At 58.8% G+C, this 19,916-nt stretch carries 17 protein-coding genes; 2 read left to right on the top strand and 15 right to left on the bottom strand.

The window, feature by feature from the left end; translation table 11 throughout:
• Positions 1-60: 60 nt before the first annotated feature.
• The 9 genes from IFT66_RS17620 to IFT66_RS17660 form a co-directional block, all read right to left on the bottom strand.
• A complete protein-coding gene (locus IFT66_RS17620; protein ID WP_192078383.1) occupies positions 61-1,587 on the bottom strand; it encodes a sensor histidine kinase in 1,527 nt (508 codons plus the stop codon).
• Positions 1,588-1,969: 382 nt separating this feature from the next.
• Complete coding sequence (locus IFT66_RS17625) at positions 1,970-2,644, bottom strand: response regulator (protein WP_062459961.1); 675 nt, start codon at positions 2,642-2,644, stop codon at positions 1,970-1,972.
• 40 nt (positions 2,645-2,684) lie between these two features.
• Positions 2,685-2,906, bottom strand: a complete 222-nt coding sequence (locus IFT66_RS17630) for a hypothetical protein (RefSeq protein ID WP_192078384.1) — start codon at positions 2,904-2,906, stop codon at positions 2,685-2,687.
• Positions 2,903-3,973, bottom strand: coding sequence for an ABC transporter ATP-binding protein (locus tag IFT66_RS17635; RefSeq protein WP_192078385.1), 1,071 nt, complete (start codon positions 3,971-3,973; stop codon positions 2,903-2,905). The genes IFT66_RS17630 and IFT66_RS17635 overlap by 4 nt, the downstream gene beginning before the upstream one ends.
• Positions 3,970-4,797: a carbohydrate ABC transporter permease gene (locus tag IFT66_RS17640; RefSeq protein WP_062577842.1), complete on the bottom strand. Its 828-nt coding sequence runs from the start codon at positions 4,795-4,797 to the stop codon at positions 3,970-3,972. The genes IFT66_RS17635 and IFT66_RS17640 overlap by 4 nt, the downstream gene beginning before the upstream one ends.
• On the bottom strand, positions 4,794-5,696 hold the full coding sequence (locus tag IFT66_RS17645) for a carbohydrate ABC transporter permease (RefSeq protein WP_062459955.1): 903 nt from the start codon (positions 5,694-5,696) through the stop codon (positions 4,794-4,796). The genes IFT66_RS17640 and IFT66_RS17645 overlap by 4 nt, the downstream gene beginning before the upstream one ends.
• 118 nt (positions 5,697-5,814) lie before the next feature.
• A complete protein-coding gene (locus IFT66_RS17650; RefSeq protein ID WP_113111394.1) occupies positions 5,815-7,050 on the bottom strand; it encodes an ABC transporter substrate-binding protein in 1,236 nt (411 codons plus the stop codon).
• Between the two features lie 78 nt (positions 7,051-7,128).
• Positions 7,129-7,995, bottom strand: coding sequence for a sugar phosphate isomerase/epimerase family protein (locus IFT66_RS17655; RefSeq protein WP_197978140.1), 867 nt, complete (start codon positions 7,993-7,995; stop codon positions 7,129-7,131).
• 50 nt (positions 7,996-8,045) lie between these two features.
• Positions 8,046-9,080 carry a Gfo/Idh/MocA family protein gene (locus IFT66_RS17660; RefSeq protein WP_174197920.1) on the bottom strand — a complete coding sequence of 345 codons (1,035 nt, stop codon included), beginning with the start codon at positions 9,078-9,080 and terminating at the stop codon, positions 8,046-8,048.
• A 133-nt stretch (positions 9,081-9,213) separates the two neighbouring features.
• On the opposite strand from IFT66_RS17660, the gene IFT66_RS17665 reads away from it, so the two are divergent.
• A complete protein-coding gene (locus tag IFT66_RS17665; RefSeq protein ID WP_062577848.1) occupies positions 9,214-10,230 on the top strand; it encodes a LacI family DNA-binding transcriptional regulator in 1,017 nt (338 codons plus the stop codon).
• A gap of 85 nt (positions 10,231-10,315) precedes the next feature.
• Here IFT66_RS17665 and IFT66_RS17670 read toward each other — a convergent pair whose 3' ends face one another.
• Positions 10,316-12,166 (bottom strand): heavy metal translocating P-type ATPase, encoded by a 1,851-nt coding sequence (locus tag IFT66_RS17670; RefSeq protein ID WP_249406485.1) that lies wholly within the window; start codon positions 12,164-12,166, stop codon positions 10,316-10,318.
• Positions 12,167-12,467: 301 nt separating this feature from the next.
• A complete protein-coding gene (locus tag IFT66_RS17675) occupies positions 12,468-13,298 on the bottom strand; it encodes a universal stress protein (RefSeq protein ID WP_092662899.1) in 831 nt (276 codons plus the stop codon).
• A 249-nt stretch (positions 13,299-13,547) separates the two neighbouring features.
• Here IFT66_RS17675 and IFT66_RS17680 point away from each other — a divergent pair, with 249 nt between their 5' ends.
• Complete coding sequence (locus IFT66_RS17680) at positions 13,548-14,249, top strand: CBS domain-containing protein (RefSeq protein WP_192078386.1); 702 nt, start codon at positions 13,548-13,550, stop codon at positions 14,247-14,249.
• 131 nt (positions 14,250-14,380) lie between these two features.
• Here IFT66_RS17680 and IFT66_RS17685 read toward each other — a convergent pair whose 3' ends face one another.
• The 4 genes from IFT66_RS17685 to IFT66_RS17700 all read right to left on the bottom strand — a co-directional run bounded on the left by IFT66_RS17685 (position 14,381) and on the right by IFT66_RS17700 (position 19,363).
• Positions 14,381-15,046 (bottom strand): CBS domain-containing protein, encoded by a 666-nt coding sequence (locus tag IFT66_RS17685; protein ID WP_192078387.1) that lies wholly within the window; start codon positions 15,044-15,046, stop codon positions 14,381-14,383.
• A 138-nt stretch (positions 15,047-15,184) separates the two neighbouring features.
• A complete protein-coding gene (locus IFT66_RS17690) occupies positions 15,185-15,544 on the bottom strand; it encodes a TraR/DksA family transcriptional regulator (RefSeq protein WP_092662907.1) in 360 nt (119 codons plus the stop codon).
• Between the two features lie 143 nt (positions 15,545-15,687).
• Positions 15,688-18,093, bottom strand: coding sequence for a phosphoketolase family protein (locus IFT66_RS17695; RefSeq protein ID WP_192078388.1), 2,406 nt, complete (start codon positions 18,091-18,093; stop codon positions 15,688-15,690).
• A 73-nt stretch (positions 18,094-18,166) separates the two neighbouring features.
• Positions 18,167-19,363, bottom strand: a complete 1,197-nt coding sequence (locus tag IFT66_RS17700; RefSeq protein ID WP_192078389.1) for an acetate/propionate family kinase — start codon at positions 19,361-19,363, stop codon at positions 18,167-18,169.
• Between the last annotated feature and the right edge of the window lie 553 nt (positions 19,364-19,916).

The raw sequence follows: 19,916 nt of genomic DNA on the forward strand, positions 1-19,916 counted from the left end.
GCGATGGAAGTGTCTCCGCGCTCGGTTCCTATGACCTTATCCGCGCGCTCCCCGCTGGCATCAGCCCCCTTGGGTGGCTTCGGGGAAGTCGGCGGGTAGCAGCAGCGAGACCGTTGTGCCGAGCGGTGCGCTTGTGACGGACAAGGTCACATCGCAGAGGGCTGCGCGCTTTTTCATGTTGAGCAAGCCTCGGCCCTGCACCGTCCCGGCCCCATTCACCGCATCGACCGCAAAGCCGCAACCGTTGTCCCTGACGGAGATCTGGCCCCTCGCGTCGCCGTCGGGGCCAGGTATGGTCTCGATCATGATCGTCACGATCGATGCGCCCGAGTGTTTGATCGCATTGGTGACAGCTTCGTCAAGCAGCCTGATCACCTGGATAACGTGCCTTGGACGCAGGCCCGGATAGACGGGAAGTCCGTGTGACGACTGTACGCTCCAAACCAGCTGCATGTCGTGGGCGCGCAACTGGCCTGATATCCGCTCCCTCCAAGAACCAAGGGCAAGCATGAGGTCGCCATCGATCTCTTCCATTGCGTTGATGACCAGACGAAGATCGCGCAGCGCAGCGCGAGCGGCATCTCCGATTGTATTCGTTGTATCTCTCGGCTGTTCGGCAAGAGCGACGATGCTGACGAGTTGCCCGCCCAACCCGTCATGCAGGTCCCGCATCAATCGCGTCCGCTCCGAGGCCAAAGCCGCCGCCCTTGCGCGTTCTTCTTCGCGGGAAAAACTTGCCCTGAGCTTGACCTCGGCCTCCGATACTTGCTTCACCAACCGGTCGGCGAAACTGTCGGCATCATTCAAAGCCTGGACGAAACGCCAGGTCAGCCAGACTCCGATGACGATCAGGACGATCGAATAACCGAACCAGCCGATAAAGATCCGTTCACCCGGAAGGAGCCGGCTGACCGTCAGGATATCGTTCAGGGCGCATCCCAGCATGACTGAGAATACAGGCGCCATTATCAGCGCCTTTCGGTTTCCGCGCAGAGCTGCGTTGCCCAAAAGGAGGCAAGCAACGGCGGCGCAGAGAGCAATCGTTGGTGGCCCTAGCGGCAGGAAGATGGCGTGAAGTAAATCATGCTGTCCCGTAAGGCCCGCAAAGGCAATGATAATGCCCGGTACGAATGTAAGATGAAGCCATCGCGGTGGCGGCATGTCGATGAAGCGCACGATGAAGTGCAGAACCAGCGGCGCTTGCGTAACAACGGCAGCGCCGACGAGGCCGAGCGTCTGTGGTGATGCTGGCATCGAGACGAAATACTGAAAAAAACCGATCAGCATGGCGAGCGCAAGCAGCCCATAGCTGCGATCGTTCCGGCGGTTGATCCAGATCAGGCCGAGGATCGCTCCCAATGTCGCCTGTCCGGCAACAAGGATGAGGGGCAGGGTCTCGAACATGATCGACCGCTGATCGTGAACCGGTCTCAGGACCTTGTCCGGACCGGCATAAACGCTGTCCAGATAGCCGCCGACCGGCCCCCATGTGACGAGGTGAATGATCAGCTCATTGCGCCCCTCATGCAGCAGGCTTTCCGGAATCGTCGCTATGGCGGACGTATTGCGGTCGGGTCTGCGGCTCATAACATTCCGGTGCGTATCGTGGATCATTGAGCCGTTGACCTCGAATTGTACGCCCGTGGTAAAGCGCGGCACGAAAATGCTCCATGCCAGATCTTTCTGTGTGGTCGGTCCTTCGAGTGAGACGCGATAAATCGCGGAGGAGGTTGCATCTTCGGAGACGGGGCGAAAGTCCGGGAGGTCCACAGAACGGAATTGGCCTGTCGCGTCTTGAAGCTCAACGCCGCTCAGTTCATAGACCGCGGGAGGCAAGGGCGGGCCGATTTGGCGGGCCAGGATGCAAAGGACGATGATGACAGGTTGCAGCGCCAGGTACAGCAGCAGCCAGCCGATCCTGCCACGCGGTCGAGCCATCCTTCCAACTTGGTGAGCGGCAGCTTTCATCCTAAAGCTTTATCAAGCCCTGCTGCAAGGCTTCGAATACGGCCTCACCGCGGGTATTCACCTCGAGCTTGCGATAGATGTTCTTTATATAGCCGGGAACGGTCTGGCGCGAAATACCCAGATAATCCGCGATGTCGGCGTAGCTGAAACCCTTGGCGATGCCCCACAGAATGTCGATTTCGCGCGCTGTCAGCTTGGCGGTATTCAAGTCCGTCCCGACGACGGGATCCTTGACGCCTTGGGTCCGTTTGACGATGAAACGGGCTATCGAGGCCGAGATTGGCGAGTGGCCCCGCATAAGATCGCGCACCGTGTCGGCGATGTCGGTCAGCAGAGCGTCCTTCAGCAGATAGCCGTTGGCACCGAGTAAGATAGCCGAAATGACGCTTTCTTCATCGCCCAGGATGGAGATGACCAAGATCTCGGTGGTCTGGCTATGCTGCCGGACGTCGCGGATCAGGTCCATGCCATGGCCATCGGGTAGCTGGAGGTCAGTCAGAAGCACATCAGGATAACCAGACCCCAGCACTTGGCGCGCCTCCGAGAGCGTTCCCGCCTGAAGAACCGAAAATGCGGAAGCGTCGGACAGGCCGTCAGCGATACGCTGACGTGTTGGTCCATCGTCCTCGACGATGACAACGGATATAGGTCCGGCTCTCTCCGTTTGGGTGTTCAAGATAACACTCGCTTTCAGGCCTCGGCTTGGCCAGAAAGGATTATTGAGCAAATTCCCAAACCGCGCCAGCCATGAACATGGGGGTGTGGCGGGTCAAAATTGGCGGACCGCAAGGGGAAAATGCGGAGAAGAAAGCCGCAGCGGAAAAACAACGGTGCCAGCTGCGCTCAGCCAAACGGGCCAGAACGATTTCTGCAAGCCGTCGGACGCGGCCACCCGGCTCAAGAGCGTGGTTACGCTTGTCGCCATAGGCATCAATCATTCAATCCGACTGTCCGTTTCCGCATCGAACAGATGAATGTGTTCCTGCTGAAAATTTAATCCGACGGTTTGACCGCCGGTTATTGGAACCCGCCCATTTACGACGACGACACATTCGGGCGTCGTTGCCGTTGTGACGAAGGTCGTTGACCCTGTCGACTCGACCAAGGCCACTGGTGCCTCCAACAAACCCTTGCCGTCTTCGGCGATGGTAAGATGTTCGGGCCGCAGACCGACGACAAGATTTCGATTGGCCGGAATGGTTCGGTCGAGACCGATCGTCTGTGGCCGGCCAAGATCCAGGATGAGGCTTCTTCCATCCGGTCCTGTCGTTGCCGGAATGAAATTCATGGCCGGCGATCCTATAAATCCGGCAACGAAACGGTTGACCGGTCGGTCATAGAGTTCAAGCGGCCGGCCCTGTTGCTCGATCACGCCTTGGCGCATGACCACGACGTGATCAGCCATTGTCATCGCTTCGATCTGGTCGTGCGTGACATAGACCGAGGTCGCGCCAAGCCGGTCATGCAGTGCCCTGATTTCCTTGCGCATATGGACACGCAGGGCGGCGTCGAGGTTGGACAGTGGCTCATCGAACAGAAAGGCCTTGGGATTGCGGATGATGGCCCGGCTCATCGCGACACGCTGCCGCTGTCCGCCCGAGAGTTCGCGGGGATAGCGATGCAGCAGGTCCGACAGGCCGGTAATGGCGGCCACGTCCTCTGCCGCCTTCTTCGCTTCTGCCTTCTTGGTGCCGCGAATGCGCAGGCTATAAGTGAGGTTTTCCTCAACCGTCATATGCGGGTAAAGCGCATAGGACTGGAACACCATGGCCAGATCCCGCTTGCGGGGTGGTACATTGTTCATGCGGTCGCCGGCAATAACCAGGTTTCCTTCGGAAATCGATTCAAGCCCTGCGAGGGCGCGCAGAAGCGTTGATTTGCCACATCCGGACGGTCCCACCAGGGCGACGAAAGCGCCTTTGCGAATGGTGAGGTCGATGTTCTTCAGCGCGTGATAGGCACCGTAATATTTGTTGACGCCCGACAATTCGATTTGATTGGTCATTTGAGAGCTCCCGATGTGAGGCCGGAAACGATGCGGCGCTGCAGAAGGACGAAGATGGCAAGGATCGGGGTTACGTACATCGTTGCGTACGCCATGATGTTGTTCCATTCGCTGGTGTTTGGACCCATGAACGAGTTGAGACCGACACTTGCGGGCTGCAATTCGATGTTCTGGATCATCGACTTCGAATAGACGAACTCGCCGAATGCCTGCATGAAGATGAGGATGGCGCTGACAAGGATACCGTTACGGGCAAGCGGGAGCACGATGTTGAAGAAGGCACCGATGCGCGAATTGCCATCGACCAATGCGGCCTCCTCAAGCTCCATCGGCACAGCCATGAATGTCGCCCGCACGAGAACCACGAAGAACGGCATGCTCTTTGCCGCTATCGCCAGGATGACGGCAAAGCGCGGGTAGTCCAGCAAACCGACTTGGGAGAACCCGACGAAGATCGGCGTGATCATCAGCGATGCGGGCAGAACCTGCAGCATCAGAATGAGGAACAGGCCCACATCCACCCAGCGGTTACGGTACCGCGCCAGTACATAGGCACAGCCGGTACCGAGAACGGCGATGAGCGCCACCGATCCAAAGGCGATCAGCGTTGAGTTCCACAGGTAACGGCCCATGTTCCGGCTTTCCCAGACATACGCGAAGGTGCTCCACTGCGCTGTCGATGGCCAGAAGCTGGGCGGAGTGGCAAACATCTCCGAGCCCGTTTTCAGAGCTGTGACGTACATCCAGTAGAGCGGAAACAGGTAGATCGCCGCCATGATGATGGCGATGGCGAGCATCAGGCGGTTTCGGTTGGTTTCAGTCATCCGCGCACCTCATGACGGGTCGAGCGCACATAGACGATAGCCGCAAACATCACGAACACGGTCATGATGACCGAGATCGTCGCACCTTTGCCAAAGTCGTATTGCCGGAAGGAGAGGTCCCAGGCCCAGTATTGGGCGACATTGGATGAGTTGTTCGGCCCGCCATCCGTGATTGCCGCGAACAGATCGAACTGTTGCAGTGTGAAGATAAGCCCGAGCGAAATGATCGCGCCGATGGTGGAGCGCATCATGGGCAGTGTGATGGTCCAGAAGCGCTGCCAGGCGTTTGCACCGTCCAGCTCGGCTGCTTCATAGAGATCGCCGGGTATGGCGGAAAGACCGACGGACAGAAGGATCATATTGAACGATGTACCAAGCCAGATATTGGCGAGCACGACCGCCCAGAGCGAGAAATTGGGGTCTGAGCGCCAGAAGATATTGCTGTCGATCAGGCCGCTTTCGCGCAGAAAGAAGTTCAGGACGCCAAAGTCCCCCGAGAGTATCCAGTTCCAGATCGCGCCGACGACCAGACCCGGCATGACCCAAGAGACCAGAAACAATCCACGAAGCCACGATGATCCCGGAAAGTTGACCCAGAAAAACAGCGCAAGGCCAAACCCGATGAGAAACTGGCCAGCGATCGAGCCGACCACGAAAATGACGGTGTTGAAGAGAATAGGCAGGGTTTCGGGCTGCTTGAACAGATCGATGTAATTCTTGAAGCCGACGAATGGCCTGATGATGCTTCCCAGACTGAACATGTCCACTTCCTGAAAGCTCATCAGGATATTGTAGAGCAGGGGCAAGCCCGCAAGAATGAACAGGAAGGCAAAGGGAACTCCGACCAGGCCAATGTCGAAGCCGCGGCCGTCCGTGATGCTGGAAAGTATCCTTTTCATGGAAACCCCATAAGATCCGGTGTGGAGCTGTCCGCTCTTGATGAACGAGACAGCTCCTTCCGGGAGGAAAAGGTGGATGGCACGAGTGCCATCGGCTCCTGAGAAAGGCAGTCCTGCCTCAGCCTTCGATAAGCTTGATCTTCTCTGCAGCCTGATCGAGCGCGGCCTTAGGCTCCATCTGTCCGGTCAGCGCCGCCTGGACGGCATCTTGAATTGCCTTGGAAATCTTCGGCCATTCTGGCGAAGGGCCGCGTGGCTTGGCATATTTCAGCTGTTCCACGAAGGTCTTGAGGGCCGCATCCTTGAGCGCATTTCCGGTCGGCGGGATCGGCAGGTCGGAACGGGCAGGGATCTGGCCGAAATCCTTGTACATGGTGACGTCTTTGGAGGCGAAAAACTCAAGCGCCTTGAACGCCTCTTCCGGATGTTTGGTATTGGAGAAAATCGCCCAGTTGTAGTCGCCCATAGCGGAAGAGCGCTCGGCACCTTCCTGCGGCACCGGCAAGAGCGCGGTTCCCCAGTCAAACTTGGCATCGGTCACCATGCGGTCGATTTCCCAAGGTCCGGATATCGCCATCGCCGCATTGCCCGCATTGAAGGTTGCCGTGGAATCCCACTGGCTGCGCGTCAACGTGTCCGGAGATGTCATTTTGCCGTCGAGCAATTGCTTCCAGATCGTCAGCGCCCGGACAGCCCCATCACTGTTGATGGACTTGTAGGTGGCGCCGCCCATCTGTGCCCAGGGCAGGAACTGGAACGTGCCTTCCTCATTGGCTTTGGCCGAGAAGGTGATGCCGTAAACATTCTTGGATGGGTCGGTCAGCTTCTTGGCGGTCTCGAGCAACTCGTCCCAGGTCTGCGGCGGCTTTTCCGGATCCAGACCAGCGGCCTTGAACAGGTCCTTGTTGTAATAAAGCGCGATCGTATTGGTCGCTTTCGGCACGCCGTAATATTTTCCGTCCCAGGTGGCGGAGGCGAGCGGGCCGGGAAAGTAGTTTTCCGGCTTGATCGTGCTTGAACCGGCAATCATGTCGGTGAGGTCCAGAAATGCCTTGCGGGACGCAAACATGGCATGATTTGGATTGTCGATTGCGATAATGTCAGGTGCTTTACCGGTCGAATAGGCTCGCATCGCCTCGCTGACCACATCGTCGAACTGAATCTGGCGATATTCGATCTGGATGCCGTTCTTCTGCGCGTTGAATTCCTTGATGAGATTGGGGGCGGGCTGAATGTCTCGGTCGAGCGACCATAGCGTCAGCTTGACGTCTTCTGCCTGAGCGCTGAGCGCAAAGAGCGATGCAGTTGCTGCAAACGCCGTAGCGATGGCGATCGTATATGTTCGGATACCCATTTTGTCCTCCTTTGTGGTTCTCCGGAATGCACTTTCGCGCGGCGCGGCCTCCTCCTTGCCGCGCCAACATTGAACGATCTAAACCGGGTCGACGACGAAATCGCCGCCGCGCGCCTGTTTCAGGTGATTGAGACCGTGAACCTGTCCGGTCATCTCCAGCCCATCCCGATAGACCGGGTCGTGCCAGCCTTCGATGTCGATGGAGCCGGACCAGCCCGCCAGTCGCAGCTCGGAGATGATGTCCGTCCAGTTGCTGTCGCCGAAACCGGGTGTGCGCATCAAAACGAACGGATGTTTGCCGAAAATGCCATGTTCGCGAATGACGTCCCACCGAATGGTCGCATCCTTGCCGTGGACGTGAAAGATCTTCGAAGCCCATTTGCGGATCTGCGGCAGTGGGTCGATGAGGTAGACCATCTGATGGCAGGGTTCCCACTCAAGCCCGATATTGTCATCGGGGGTCTCGTTGAACATCAGCTCCCAGGCATCCGGATTGTGAGCGATATTCCAGTCGCCCGTCGCCCAGTTGCCGTCCATGGCGCAGTTCTCAAAAGCGATTTTCACACCCTTGTCCGCCGCCCGCTTGGCCAGCTCACTCCAAATCTGCTTGTAACGTGGAAGGCTGTCGGGCAGGGGCTTGTTGCGGATGCGGCCAGTAAAGCCGGCAACGCACGTCGCTCCAAAATGGTGGGCGTTGTCGATGCAATCCTTCCAACCCTGCAACGTCTGAAGGTCCATGTCGGTCTCTTCGAGCGGGTTACCGAACATGCCAAGTGTCGACATCGTAATGTCGCGATCTCCAATCGCCTCGCGGCAGCGCTTGCCGAGCTCGGCAATGTCCTGACCATTGGTCGTCTGCCAGAAAAAGGGCTCGAAACTTTCAAACCCCATGTCGGCGATCTGCGAAATGCGTTCTGCAGCCTGCCCCTTCGAGGCGCTGACCATGGTGCCGATGCGAATGGATTTTTCCTGCTGGTTGATCAATGTCACGGTCCCTATGCTGAAATGTCGACGGATTGGCCCGACTTGGCGCTTTCGATGGCGCCAAGCACCATGGCCAGACTTTTGATATTGTCGTGGTTGACTGTTTCGGGTTCGCGCCCGGTGCTGATGGCATCGAGGAAATCGGCGATCACGCTGGCGTGGCCGTGGGTTTCCTCGTCTCTGGCAGGGGCAGGGACGTCGATTGACGTAAAGCCCGGGAGGAGGCCGGGATCGTTCCCGGCAACGGCAGCCCTAAACGTATCTTCGCCATCCCAGGTCAGCATGCCTTTCGAGCCGACAATGCGCCACGCGCTTTCCCAGCTGGTGCGCTCGCCTTCGGCACACCAGGAACCTCGATAGGTAAAGACCACATCGTCCGAGAAACGGAAAATCGCATTGGCCGCAGCGCCATGGGCGTACCATGAGCCGGTCGGATTGGTTTCAACGCAATAGACCGAGAGGGGCGCCTTGCCGGACACGAAACGCGCTGCATCAAACGTATGGATCGCCATGTCGAGGAGCAGGACATTCTCCATCTCTTCTCGAAAGCCACCGAAATGTGGGCCGAGGAAGAAATCGGAATGAATGCCCGTGACCTCGCCGATCGCGCCGCTTTCGACCAGACGACGCATGCGGCGGACGCCTGCAATGAAACGTCGGTTCTGAACGACGGCATGAATACGACCCGCTGCGCTGGCGGCACGGCGCAGATCCTGCGCTTCCTCCATGGAGGTTGCCATCGGCTTTTCGCTTAAGACGTGGCAGCCATGGGCGAGGCCGGCGCTGACCACCGAATGGCGAGCGTTGGGGATGACGACATCCAACAGGATGTCTGGCCTGGTCTCCGCGAGAACAACTTCCAGATCCGTCCCGATAACCGCTTGTTGAAGGTTGAATTCGGTTGCAAGCGCCTCAGCTGTCGCTCGGTCGAGATCAACGAGGCCAACGATTTCTATGGCATCTTTGATGTGGGGCGTGTCCCGCACCGCCCGGAGCCAGCCTTTGGCCATAGCTCCGCATCCACACAAAACAGCATTGTATGTCACTGGTATCCTCCTCCTTACGGAAACCGAAACTCCTCTTCCGATTTTCCGTAAACGTTTACGGTAGTATGGACAGGAGACAGAATTTGTCAATATTGTTTTGGGCGACGCATTCGGGTCCGCGGAAAGGCAGTTCATGAAGGGCATTCGCCAGCTGGCAAATTATCTAGATATATCAATAGGAACTGTGTCCCGCGCCTTGAACGGGAAGGCGGACGTGAATGAGGAGACGCGGCGCCGGGTTCTCGAAGCGGCCACCAGATTGGGCTATGTCGCCAACCAGTCGGGGCGTTCTCTGCGCAAGGGTTCGACAGGCGTCATCGGCTTTATGATGCAGACGGGACCCGAAATTACAGGCCAGGGCGACACGTTCTTTATGAGTGTCTTTGACGGCGTGCAAACCGTCCTTGCCCGTCACAAGCTTGATCTCGTCGCGCTGCTGTGTTCATCCGACCAAGACCCGGACGCCTATCTTCAGCGCGTCGTCGCGCGTGGCTTCGCGGATGCTGTCATTCTCTCTGCCACCCGTCTCCACGATGCGCGTTTCGAACTGCTCGCTCGCCACAATATTCCCTTCATCACCTTGGGGCGAAGCCAGACCGATGTCGGCCAGCCTTGGATCGATCTGGATTTCGAGGGCATGGCGGAGGTCGCCATCGAGCGGCTTGTGAAAAGCGGTCACCGGCACATCGGCCTGATCTGGCCGAATGGTGATCTGAACCTCGGCCATCTGTTCGTTCACCGATCTCAGGAGGTTCTTGCCCGGCACAATCTGTCGCTTTCGCCGGAGCACATTTTTCGTGCCACGCCGAGCGAAACGGGTGGCTATGGCGTGGCTCGTCAGATCATGGACTGCGAAACCCGTCCGACGGCTGTTGTCCTTGTCAACGAGACGTTGGTGACCGGGCTCTACCGTGGGCTGGAAGAGGTCGGGCTGATGCCCGGCAAGGACATCGCCATCATCGGGCGGCAGAGCCCGCAGGCCCAGTTTCTCAAACCAAGCCTGACCTGCTTCAGTCTTTCTCTTCGCGATCTCGGCATAAGCCTTGCCGAGGGTCTGTTATCTGTCATGCCGGAATACAAGCTGCACTACCCTGATGCCGTCAAACGTTTGGTATGGCCCATGGACCTGATTGAAGGTGAGAGCAGCTGAGAACTGCCGCCTCTGTAGATCGGGTCGTCGATCCAAGCCAAACCAAGCAGTGGCGGTAGAATAGACAGGCGCGACGCCAATCGCGTTATGACAGACGCGAGGCGGAAGGTCGGATTCTTAGGGCACGCAGGGCGTTGAGGATGACGGCGATATCGATGATTTCCTGAAACAGTGCTCCTTGCACCGGCGTCAAATACCCCGCTGCGGCGAGGATCATCGCGCCTACCGATAGACCGATGCCCGCAAAAACACTCTGTAGCGCGATCCGTCGACAGGCGTGCGCAATCGCGATGCCCTCCACAATCCTGTCGAGCCTCTCGACCAACAGAACCGCATCGGCCGACTCGATGGCGGCAGCTGAGCCATGCGCACCCATGGCAAGTCCGATATTCGCTGCAGCAAGGGCAGGCGCGTCATTCACGCCATCGCCGATCATCATCACCGGCGCGCGTGTCTTTTCATCCTTGACGATGTCGATCTTTTGGCCTGGCGAGAGGTCGGCTCTGACCTCATCGAAAGGCAGGCCGGCGGTGATTTGGCGTGCGACAATCGCGCGGTCGCCCGTGGCCAGAATGATCCGCGTTACCCCAATTGCCTTGAAACCGTTCAACGCCGAAGCAGCTCCCGCCCTGAGTTGATCCGAAAACAACAAGATGCCGGCAAATTTCCCGTCGATCGCGACCGCTGCGGCGATGGTTCCTGGTGTGTGTGCGTCGTTGATTTCAACGCCGTAGGCCGAGGCGATGAAGTTGATGCCACCGATGGCAACCTTTCTGTCGCCAACCGTCCCGGCAATTCCTTCGCCGGGTTCCTCGCTCACCTGTTCCGGCGAAACAAGGCTCAAGTTCCGGGCATGCGCTGCATCAACCAGCGCCTTGGCGGCCACGTGACTCGATGCCTGATCGAGCGAGGCGACGAGGCGCAGACACTCGTCCTCTGGCCAAGATGTAGAAATTTCTCGCAGGGTCGGTCTGCCATCGGTCAGCGTCCCTGTCTTGTCGAGCACCAGCGTCCGGATCATGCTTAGCTCTTCAAGGATTTTTGCCCCCTTGATCAGAAGACCGGAGCTTGCCGCCCTTGAGACACCAGCAGCCCAAGCGATCGGTACGGCGAGGATGAGTGGGCAGGGTGTTGCGACCACGAGGACAGCGACGGACCTGACGGGATCCCCGGAAATCCACCAAGCCAGCAAAGCGATTGCGATTGTGACGGTCAGGAAGACCAACGCATACCGGTCTGCCATGCGGGCCATCGGCGCCTTGCTCTGCTGGGTCGCCTCAACAAGCTTCAAGATGCCCGCATAGGTACTGTCGGAGGCTGCTTTTGTGGCGGTCATATTAAAGAGGTCACCGACATTGGCGGCCCCGCTCATGACGATATCGCCCGGGCGTTTCTTGGCAGGCAGCGGTTCGCCTGTCAGTGCGGACTCGTCAAGAACAGCCTCCCCGTCGTTCACGGTACCGTCGACCGGCACCAGATCGCCACGCCGAACAACAAGGCAGTCGCCAACTGCTATGGAATCGACTGACACTTCCTCCATCTGGCTTTCACGGCGCCTCGTTGCCACATGAGGTGCACGCGAAAGAAGCGCGGTCATCTCCCGTCGGGCTCTGCCCTCGGCGACATTCTCGAGATATTGACCGCCGGAATACATCAAGGCCACGATCGTCGCCGCAAGGTATTCGCCAAAAAGAAGGGCTCCGCCCATGGAGAGAAGCGCGATGACATCCAGACCGATTTCACCGGCGCCAATCCGCGCGATGATCTGGGCAACGAGGGCGACCATGACAAGGCCGGTCGCAAGCGCCAGCGATGTGACATAGAGATCCTGAAATCCGCCGTGCCAGGCGATCAATCCAATTGTCAGCCCGATGATCGGGGCCGCGACGAGAAGGGGCCGTAACGGCCGGAGCCAGTGTTCCAGGGGCATAGTCATCCTCGTCTTCAAGCGCCTGTTGTTAAGGCAGGGGACCGTCACCGGGATCCGCTACCAGGGACCGATCGCATGATCAGGATTGCAATCTTAGATTGTGGTATTCCCACCCCGGTTGCCGCCGAGACGATCTGTATAGGATCGACCGGGTCAGCGACGCGGGAACGTGCTGGACGGACCAAGCCCTGAACCACGAGAACCATCGGGCGCGCGACGGCCATGAGGCCGTCAACGCGCCGGACGGAACGAGAGGCCCGACCGCAGCCGATGCGCCTAAGGTTCGGAGACTGTGCGTGACAGCCGCTCATCGGGCCATGAATATCGGAAAATCCGAAGATTCCAGCAAGGTTGCCGTCACACCGCCGAAGATACGTTCATGCAGCCGCGAATGGCCGTAGGCTCCCATGACGATCATGTCGCAGCCGGTCTCCAATGCATGCTGCGTGAGAATGTCCTCCGTTGCTCGGCCGCCGCTCGCCAGCTGTTCGACGACAACCTTTATGCCATGTCGCGAGAGAAATGCGGCAACGTCTGCGCCAGGCTCGCCCCCGTTTTTGAAGTAGGCACCATCCGGATCGACGAGAACGACATGCACGGCATCGGCTCGTTTCAGAATATCCAGTGCGTCCTTGGCGGCTGTTGCGGATTCCGCTCTGGAATTCCAGGCGAGAAGAACATTTTTGGGCGGAAAAGTGATGTTGCCCTTGGAAGGGATCAGCAGGATCGGCGTGCGGGCGTCAAAGGCTGCAGCCGAGACCACAAGACGTCGCAACCCTCTTTCGCGCCGGACGCTGTTGCCGAGAATGACGAGGTCGGCATACATGGCGCGTACGCCGATATTGCTCTGAAGGATGAAATTGTCGTCGTAAAAGTGATCGATATCAAAGGAAATGGCGCTCTGGCTGCACAGCGCCTCGGCGGCCGTCTTGACGTTGACCAGCGCCTTTATCTCTTCCTGCCGTTGCTCAAGCCAGGCGGTCCCCACGGGATAGTCGGACGTGATCGGTTGCAACGCCGTGCCGATGACCATGATCGAAAGATGCGCGTCTGACTCAATTGTCAGCTCGATGGCCTTGGCAATATCGGCGTTGGCGCCGTGTTCACCGACGACAGCAAGAATAGTTTTGAACGACATGGTTGGCTCCATCATTTCAGAGGTCTTGGATGAAGCAAGCCTAGAAGCCTCGGAAGAGATGGCGATGATCTTTGTCAATCGATGGGTACGAAAGCGCTTTCGGGAGACCCAACAGGTCCATTATCTTCAGACCGGCCTCGTCGCACGCGCGTTGCCCGGACTGGGGCGCTCGAAGCGGTGATCGTTGATGAAGATCAAGGACGGCCCGAGCCGCGGGTTTAACCTCCCGACAACGAGGGAGAAAAGACCATGCAGACCGTGCAATCAATCATGACGGCAGATCCGATTTCTGTTCACCCAGACGCCAAGATCTGGGAGGCGGCCGACACCATGTTGGATTGCGGCTTCAGCGGTCTGCCGGTAATCGATAATGACGAGCAGGTGCTGGGCGTGATCAGTGAAAGCGATTTCCTGCGACGCGGGGAGCTTCGGTCGCAGGCTTCGCCCGGGATATGGCGTAGGCTGTTTTCGTCACGCGGTGCGTTGGCGGAGGATTACGCGAAAGCTTTCGGGAAAGAGGTGAGCGAAGTCATGTCCTCGCCGGCGATCACGGTAGAGCCATGGATAACCGTCGAGGATGCCGCGAACCTGATGGGCGATCGCGGCATCAAACGCCTGCCGGTTGTCGAAAATAACAAGCTCGTCGGCATCGTCACGCGAGCCGACATCATGCGCACCCTGATCCGACAGATGTCAGCGTCCGCCGTCGATCGGATCGATGCGGATATCAAAGCCGGACTTGAGGCTGAATATGACCGGCAACGGTGGGGTGACACCATCACGGTGGCCGTCGACGCGACTGTGGTCACACTTGAAGGCAGGGTACTGGATGCACGCGAGAAGACGGCTGCGCGGGTCGCGGCTGAGAACACTCTGGGTGTCACCAAGGTGATCGATCAGATTCTGGTTGTCGGACTACCGGAGATGCCAGTCTCACCTCCAGGATTTTGAGCCGAACAGTGCCTGCGCAGGCGGACCGTACGAAATCGCTCGCGCATGGTCGTCTTCGTTTTGAGGGGCGGTCGCCGCCTACGCCTGCCTATTTGGACAACCGAAAGGCGTTGGACAAGGCAAACGTCGCGTCAGTGGTCCAGTGTCTCAACGCAGTTGGTTTCGAAAATCAGGCCGGCTACACCAGCAACGCTTTCTGCGACGACTTGCATGGCACGCCTTTGCGCAGGCGAGGGGACAGGGCCGAAGATCTCGACGATCGAATTCCTGACCTCAACTGTAAGTCGCTCTGGCTCGAGGCCGAGCTCCGAGCGCAGCCGCGTCAAAACTGCAAGCCGCAACGCGACATCTCCTTTTGCCACCGCATCGCGGTTTGCAGTCACGGCCCGTATGATATTGCTCCGACTGATGATCCCCACGAGCCTTTCCGACTGAAGAACGGGCAACCGTTTGATACCATGCGTCCTGACAAGCGCTGCAACATCCGCAAGCGATTGTTGTGGCGAGACGGAGATAACGTCCTTTGTCATGGAATCTGCCACGGTGGTGCCGTGCGCTCGCACGTAATTTTCGAAGAAACTATCGTCAGGGTCTTTCGGTGGAGACTGCGGGCCGAGATTGAAGACGCTCCGACTCAAGAGATCGCCTTCCGTCAGCATCCCGACGACTTGACCATCGTCGCTGATCACCGGCAGACCGCTGACCTTGTGATCGAGCATCAGCTGGATCGCATGTTTGATACTCGTGTTCGCCGACACGCAGATCGGCCTCTGTGTCATGAAGTCCCTGACCAACATCAAACAATCCTCTCGCAGCTTTTATTCACTTTGACAGATGCGATGCTGGAGACCTTTGATCTTGCGCAACGCAAGGCGCCCGAGACGCAGCCACTGCCGGAATTCACGCCTTCGCCCGTAACGCCGCCATAGGCCGGTCTAGAGATGCTGAAGCGCGTGTGCGCAGGATTGGCAGAACGGCGTGTGCGGGACGACGTCGAGACGTTGGTCGCTGATGGCATTGCCGCATTTGGCGCAGATACCGAAAGTACCTTCCTTTACCCGGTGAAGGGCGGCCTCGATCGCCAGCAGCTCCGTTTGCCCCGCCTCGCCGAGCTCATCCAGAACCTCGTCGTTGTTGCGTTCGACCGCACGATCGTCGTCGTCGCGATTACGAGGTTGTTCAAAGTCATGCTCGATTTTTTCGAGGCGCGTTTGCAGATACTGCTGTCGTTGGAGGAGGATCGCCTTGAACTTCGTCTCGCGCTGCTCCCGCTGCTCAAATGAGAATGTCGTCATCGTGTCCCCGAGTTTTAAGTGTGAGACCGGATATACTTCCACTCGCAGGAAAGGGCATTGATCGTGGTCAAGCGGACTTGGTGCTTCCGCTCAAAGCAGCCCGAGCGTGATAGGTCGGGCTGCTTCGTTTGATGCCCGGCCTCTTATCCGACCGTCTTGGAGGCTTTCCATTTCCAGTCGCGAATTTCCGGCATGTCCTCGCCATGTTCGCGGACATAGCGTGTGTGTTCCGCCAGCTTGTCCTCAAGCATCGCGATCACGCTGCCTGCCTTGTCCTTCAAACCGGGTACGCGTTCGATCGCCTCGATCGCGAGATGGAAGCGATCGAGTTCGTTCAGCACCGTCATGTCGAATGGAGTTGTCGTCGTGCCTTCTTCGATGAAGCCTCGAACATGGATGTTCTGGTGGTTGGTGCGTTTGTAGGTCAGCCGGTGGATGAGGTAGGGGTAACCGTGATAGGCGAAGATCACCGGCCTGTCGGTGGTGAACAGACGATCGAACATCTCGTCTGAGAGACCATGGGGATGCTGGTCCTGCGATTGCAGGGCGAGCAGGTCGACGACATTGACGACGCGGATGCTGAGTTCCGGGATCGCGTCCCGCAGCAGGCAAACCGCCGCCAGCGTCTCGAGCGTCGGCACGTCACCGGCGCAGGCCATCACCACGTCGGGTTCGACCGCACCGTCCTCGTTGCCAGCCCAGTCCCAGATGCCGATGCCGGCCTCGCAATGCCGGTTCGCTTCGTCCATTGTCAGCCATTGCGGTTCAGGCTGTTTGCCGGCAACGATCACGTTGACGCGGTCCCAGGTCTTGAGGCAGTGATCGCCGATCCACAACAGAGTATTGGCATCCGGCGGCAGGTAGATGCGCACGATATCCGCCTTCTTGTTGGCAACGAGATCGAGGAAGCCCGGGTCCTGGTGGGAAAAGCCGTTATGGTCCTGCCGCCAGACATGCGAGGTGAGCAGGTAGTTGAGCGAGGAGACGGGCTTGCGCCATGGCAGTTCACTCGACACTTTCAGCCACTTGGCGTGCTGGTTGAACATTGAATCGATGATGTGGATGAAGGCCTCGTAGCAGGAGAAGAGGCCATGCCTGCCGGTCAGCAGATAACCTTCCAGCCAGCCCTGGCAAAGATGCTCTGAAAGCACCTCCATCACCCGGCCGTCGCGGGACAGATGCACGTCGTAGGGCTCGATCTTCTCCATCCAGACGCGGTCGGTGACCGCAAAGACATTGCCGAGCCGGTTCGATTCCGTTTCGTCCGGACCAAAGATGCGGAAGTTCGAATTCGCGTCGTTGCGCTTCATTACGTCGCGCAGATACTTCCCGAGGATCTCCGTCGTCTGCACCATGTCGGCGCCCCGCGTCCTTACGGGAACCGCATAGTCGCGGATGTCGGGGACGATGAGTTCCTTGCGCAAAAGGCCGCCATTGGCGTGGGGGTTGGCACCCATGCGGCGTTCGCCGCCGGGCGATAGCGCCCGCAATTCCTCCTTCAGCCGGCCGTTGGCGTCGAACAGATCGTCCGGATTGTAGCTCCGCATCCAGTCCTCAAGGACCTTGCGATGCCCGTCGTCCTCGCGGCAGCCGGAGACCGGCACTTGATGGGCGCGCCAGAAACCCTCGACCTTCTTGCCGTCGACTTCCTTTGGTCCCGTCCAGCCCTTGGGGCTGCGAAACACGATCATCGGCCAGCGTGGGAAGCCTTCGGACACCGTACCGTCGCGGGCTTCGGCCTGTATCGTGCGGATGCGATCGAAAACCGTCTCGAATGCCGCAGCCATCTGCCGGTGCATATCGGCAGGCTCATGGCCCTCCACGAAAAACGGTTCGTAGCCGTGTCCGCGGAAAAGGTGCTCGATGTCTTCGTCGGCCATGCGGCCGAGAAGCGTTGGGTTGGCGATCTTGTAGCCGTTCAGATGCAGGATCGGCAGCACCGCACCGTCGCGGGCGGGGTTCAGGAACTTGTTCGACTGCCAGCTTGCGGAAAGCGGTCCGGTCTCTGCCTCGCCATCGCCGACGACGCAGGCGACGATGAGGTTGGGATTGTCGAAGGCTGCGCCATAGGCATGCACCAGAGCGTAGCCGAGTTCGCCGCCTTCATGGATCGAGCCCGGGGTTTCCGGGGCCGCATGGCTCGGAATGCCGCCAGGGAAGGAAAACTGCTGGAACAGTTTCCGCATACCTTCGGCATCCTCGGAGATGTCCGGATAGATTTCGCTATAGGTGCCCTCGAGATAGGTGCTCGCCACCATGCCGGGACCGCCATGGCCGGGTCCGCAGACATAGATCATGCTGAGATCGCGGTTGCGGATCATCCGGTTGAGATGCGCATAGATGAAGTTGAGCCCGGGCGTCGTGCCCCAGTGGCCGAGCAACCGTGCCTTGATATGCTCCGGCTTCAAGGGCTCCTTTAACAGTGGGTTGTCGAGAAGATAAATCTGCCCGACGGAGAGATAGTTTGCCGCCCGCCAATAGCGGTCGATGAGCGTCAGCTCCTCGGTGCTGATCTCGGGCGTGACGGGCAGGTTGTTACGTAGCTGCATCTTCTTGCTCCTTTGAAAGGGCGAGTGATCGAAAATTACTGTCGTGACTGGGAGCGACGCCTCCGGGGTGCCGTCAGGTGGCGGGATGTTCCCTCGCGCGAAAAACGGACAGGCACTCCTCTGCGATCATCTGTTCTTCATCCGTAGCGATGACATGAAGGGCAACGCGGCTTGCCGCGGTGCTGATCGTGGGCGCGTTGTTTTGATTGGCCGAACCGTCCAGATCTACGCCCAGCCACAAAAGCTGATCTGCAATACGCCTGCGGATCTCCGGTTGGTTCTCGCCAATGCCGGCGGTGAAGACGAGGCCGTCGAGCCCGCCGAGCGTGGATGCAAGCCTCCCGACCTCGCCGGCGATCCTCAGTGTGAAGAGATCGATTGCCTCCCGCGCTTCTTCACTGTCGTTCTCCAGGAGCTCGCGCGTATCGCCGCTAAGGCCTGAAACACCCAGCAGGCCGGACTTGTGGTAGAGCATGTCCTCCACGTCTTCGACCGACTTGCCGAGCGGCCCCAGAAAATGCAGCAGCACACCGGGATCAAGCCAGCCGGGTCGCGTTGCCATCGGGATTCCGTCCAGCGTCGAAAAGCCCATGCTGGAATCGCGGCTGAGACCGTTTTCGATGGCGCAGAGGCTGGCGCCGCTGCCCAGATGGGCGATGATGACCTTGCCGTCCGCAATACCGGGCGCCTTGGCGGCCAGTGCACCGGCGACGTAGCGATAGGACAGTCCATGGAAGCCGTACCGCTTGATGCCCTCGTCATGATAGGCGCGCGGAATTGCGAGACGCCGCACGAGGTCGGACTGTGTCGCATGGAAAGTCGTATCGAAGGAGCCGGTCTGGAATACATCAGGGCGCAGGTGCCGGACGGCTTCGATCATCCGCAGCGCCTGGGGCTGATGGAGTGGCGCAAGTGCCGTCAACGACCGAACCTTCGCAACAGTCGCGGTCGTCAGTTCCACGGGACCGTCGAAGACGTCGCCGCCATGGACGATGCGGTGACCGGCGGAGGTGACGGCGTCGAGATTGAAATGGGCACTCAGTTCCCCGAACACCTTGTCCATCAGGCCGGCAAGATCGTCGCCGGAAGCGCCTTCCAGCGACAGTTCGAACTGCGCCGGACCTTCCTTGAGATGCAGCGACACGGGGTCGCTTGCAAAATCGACCACGGCTTTGCCGATCCGCTCAGGCCTTTCACCGTCCACCCTGAAGATGCCGATTTTCACGGATGAAGATCCGGCATTGAAGGTGAGGAGAAGCTTGTCCGTCATAAAGGCGTCCTTGTTTCACGTCCTCTTGCAGCCCGCGGCTCGACACGGCGCTGTAATGGCAATCATTCAGTAGTCCTGCGACCGCATGGCTGGGCTTTGGGGCCGCGTGTTCAAAACGGTCGTTCTCGGTGGCTCGCCTCCGGTAACTCTTTCACCCGGAATGGTGCGGCTCTCATTGATAAAGCGCAATGCAACGGGGCGTTGATCGTCGAGCCATTGCGGGTCAGGCGTTTGTGGCGAAGCAGATGTTGGCAGAGGACCAGTTGAAGACCGTCGCCTGATTTCCGAGCAGGCATGCCTTCCAGGTTCATCGGGCGAATGGATAAGCACATCCTTGCGCTCTCCTTCCATCTTCACGCTACGCGCTGAAGAAGGCGCTTCAGCGTCCATATTGCGTCTTTCTTCACCCGCGCTGACCCTTCGACATCTGCAGTCGTTGCGTTGACCGCCGTCAATGCAGGCTCAGCCGGTCCACCAAAGATTATCGGTGCAACGGGGGGATGGAGATGGATGCGGACTATACGGTCAGTGCACTTCGAGCCTCGGACGTTGC

Origin of the sequence: Rhizobium sp. CFBP 13726 (assembly GCF_014841925.1) — a bacterium.
Lineage (GTDB): Bacteria > Pseudomonadota > Alphaproteobacteria > Rhizobiales > Rhizobiaceae > Neorhizobium > Neorhizobium soli.

What these genes read in the sequence shown, in the direction of transcription:
- IFT66_RS17635 (WP_192078385.1), bottom strand. Translation starts at nt 3,973, where the DNA reads ATGACCAATCAAATCGAATTGTCGGGCGTCAACAAATATTACGGTGCC.
- IFT66_RS17645 (WP_062459955.1), bottom strand. Translation starts at nt 5,696, where the DNA reads ATGAAAAGGATACTTTCCAGCATCACGGACGGCCGCGGCTTCGACATT.
- IFT66_RS17665 (WP_062577848.1), top strand. Translation starts at nt 9,214, where the DNA reads ATGAAGGGCATTCGCCAGCTGGCAAATTATCTAGATATATCAATAGGA.
- IFT66_RS17700 (WP_192078389.1), bottom strand. Translation starts at nt 19,363, where the DNA reads ATGACGGACAAGCTTCTCCTCACCTTCAATGCCGGATCTTCATCCGTG.
- IFT66_RS17695 (WP_192078388.1), bottom strand. Translation starts at nt 18,093, where the DNA reads ATGCAGCTACGTAACAACCTGCCCGTCACGCCCGAGATCAGCACCGAG.
- IFT66_RS17690 (WP_092662907.1), bottom strand. Translation starts at nt 15,544, where the DNA reads ATGACGACATTCTCATTTGAGCAGCGGGAGCAGCGCGAGACGAAGTTC.
- IFT66_RS17675 (WP_092662899.1), bottom strand. Translation starts at nt 13,298, where the DNA reads ATGTCGTTCAAAACTATTCTTGCTGTCGTCGGTGAACACGGCGCCAAC.
- IFT66_RS17670 (WP_249406485.1), bottom strand. Translation starts at nt 12,166, where the DNA reads ATGACTATGCCCCTGGAACACTGGCTCCGGCCGTTACGGCCCCTTCTC.
- IFT66_RS17680 (WP_192078386.1), top strand. Translation starts at nt 13,548, where the DNA reads ATGCAGACCGTGCAATCAATCATGACGGCAGATCCGATTTCTGTTCAC.
- IFT66_RS17650 (WP_113111394.1), bottom strand. Translation starts at nt 7,050, where the DNA reads ATGGGTATCCGAACATATACGATCGCCATCGCTACGGCGTTTGCAGCA.
- IFT66_RS17640 (WP_062577842.1), bottom strand. Translation starts at nt 4,797, where the DNA reads ATGACTGAAACCAACCGAAACCGCCTGATGCTCGCCATCGCCATCATC.
- IFT66_RS17655 (WP_197978140.1), bottom strand. Translation starts at nt 7,995, where the DNA reads ATGGTCAGCGCCTCGAAGGGGCAGGCTGCAGAACGCATTTCGCAGATC.
- IFT66_RS17630 (WP_192078384.1), bottom strand. Translation starts at nt 2,906, where the DNA reads ATGATTGATGCCTATGGCGACAAGCGTAACCACGCTCTTGAGCCGGGT.
- IFT66_RS17620 (WP_192078383.1), bottom strand. Translation starts at nt 1,587, where the DNA reads ATGAGCCGCAGACCCGACCGCAATACGTCCGCCATAGCGACGATTCCG.
- IFT66_RS17685 (WP_192078387.1), bottom strand. Translation starts at nt 15,046, where the DNA reads ATGTTGGTCAGGGACTTCATGACACAGAGGCCGATCTGCGTGTCGGCG.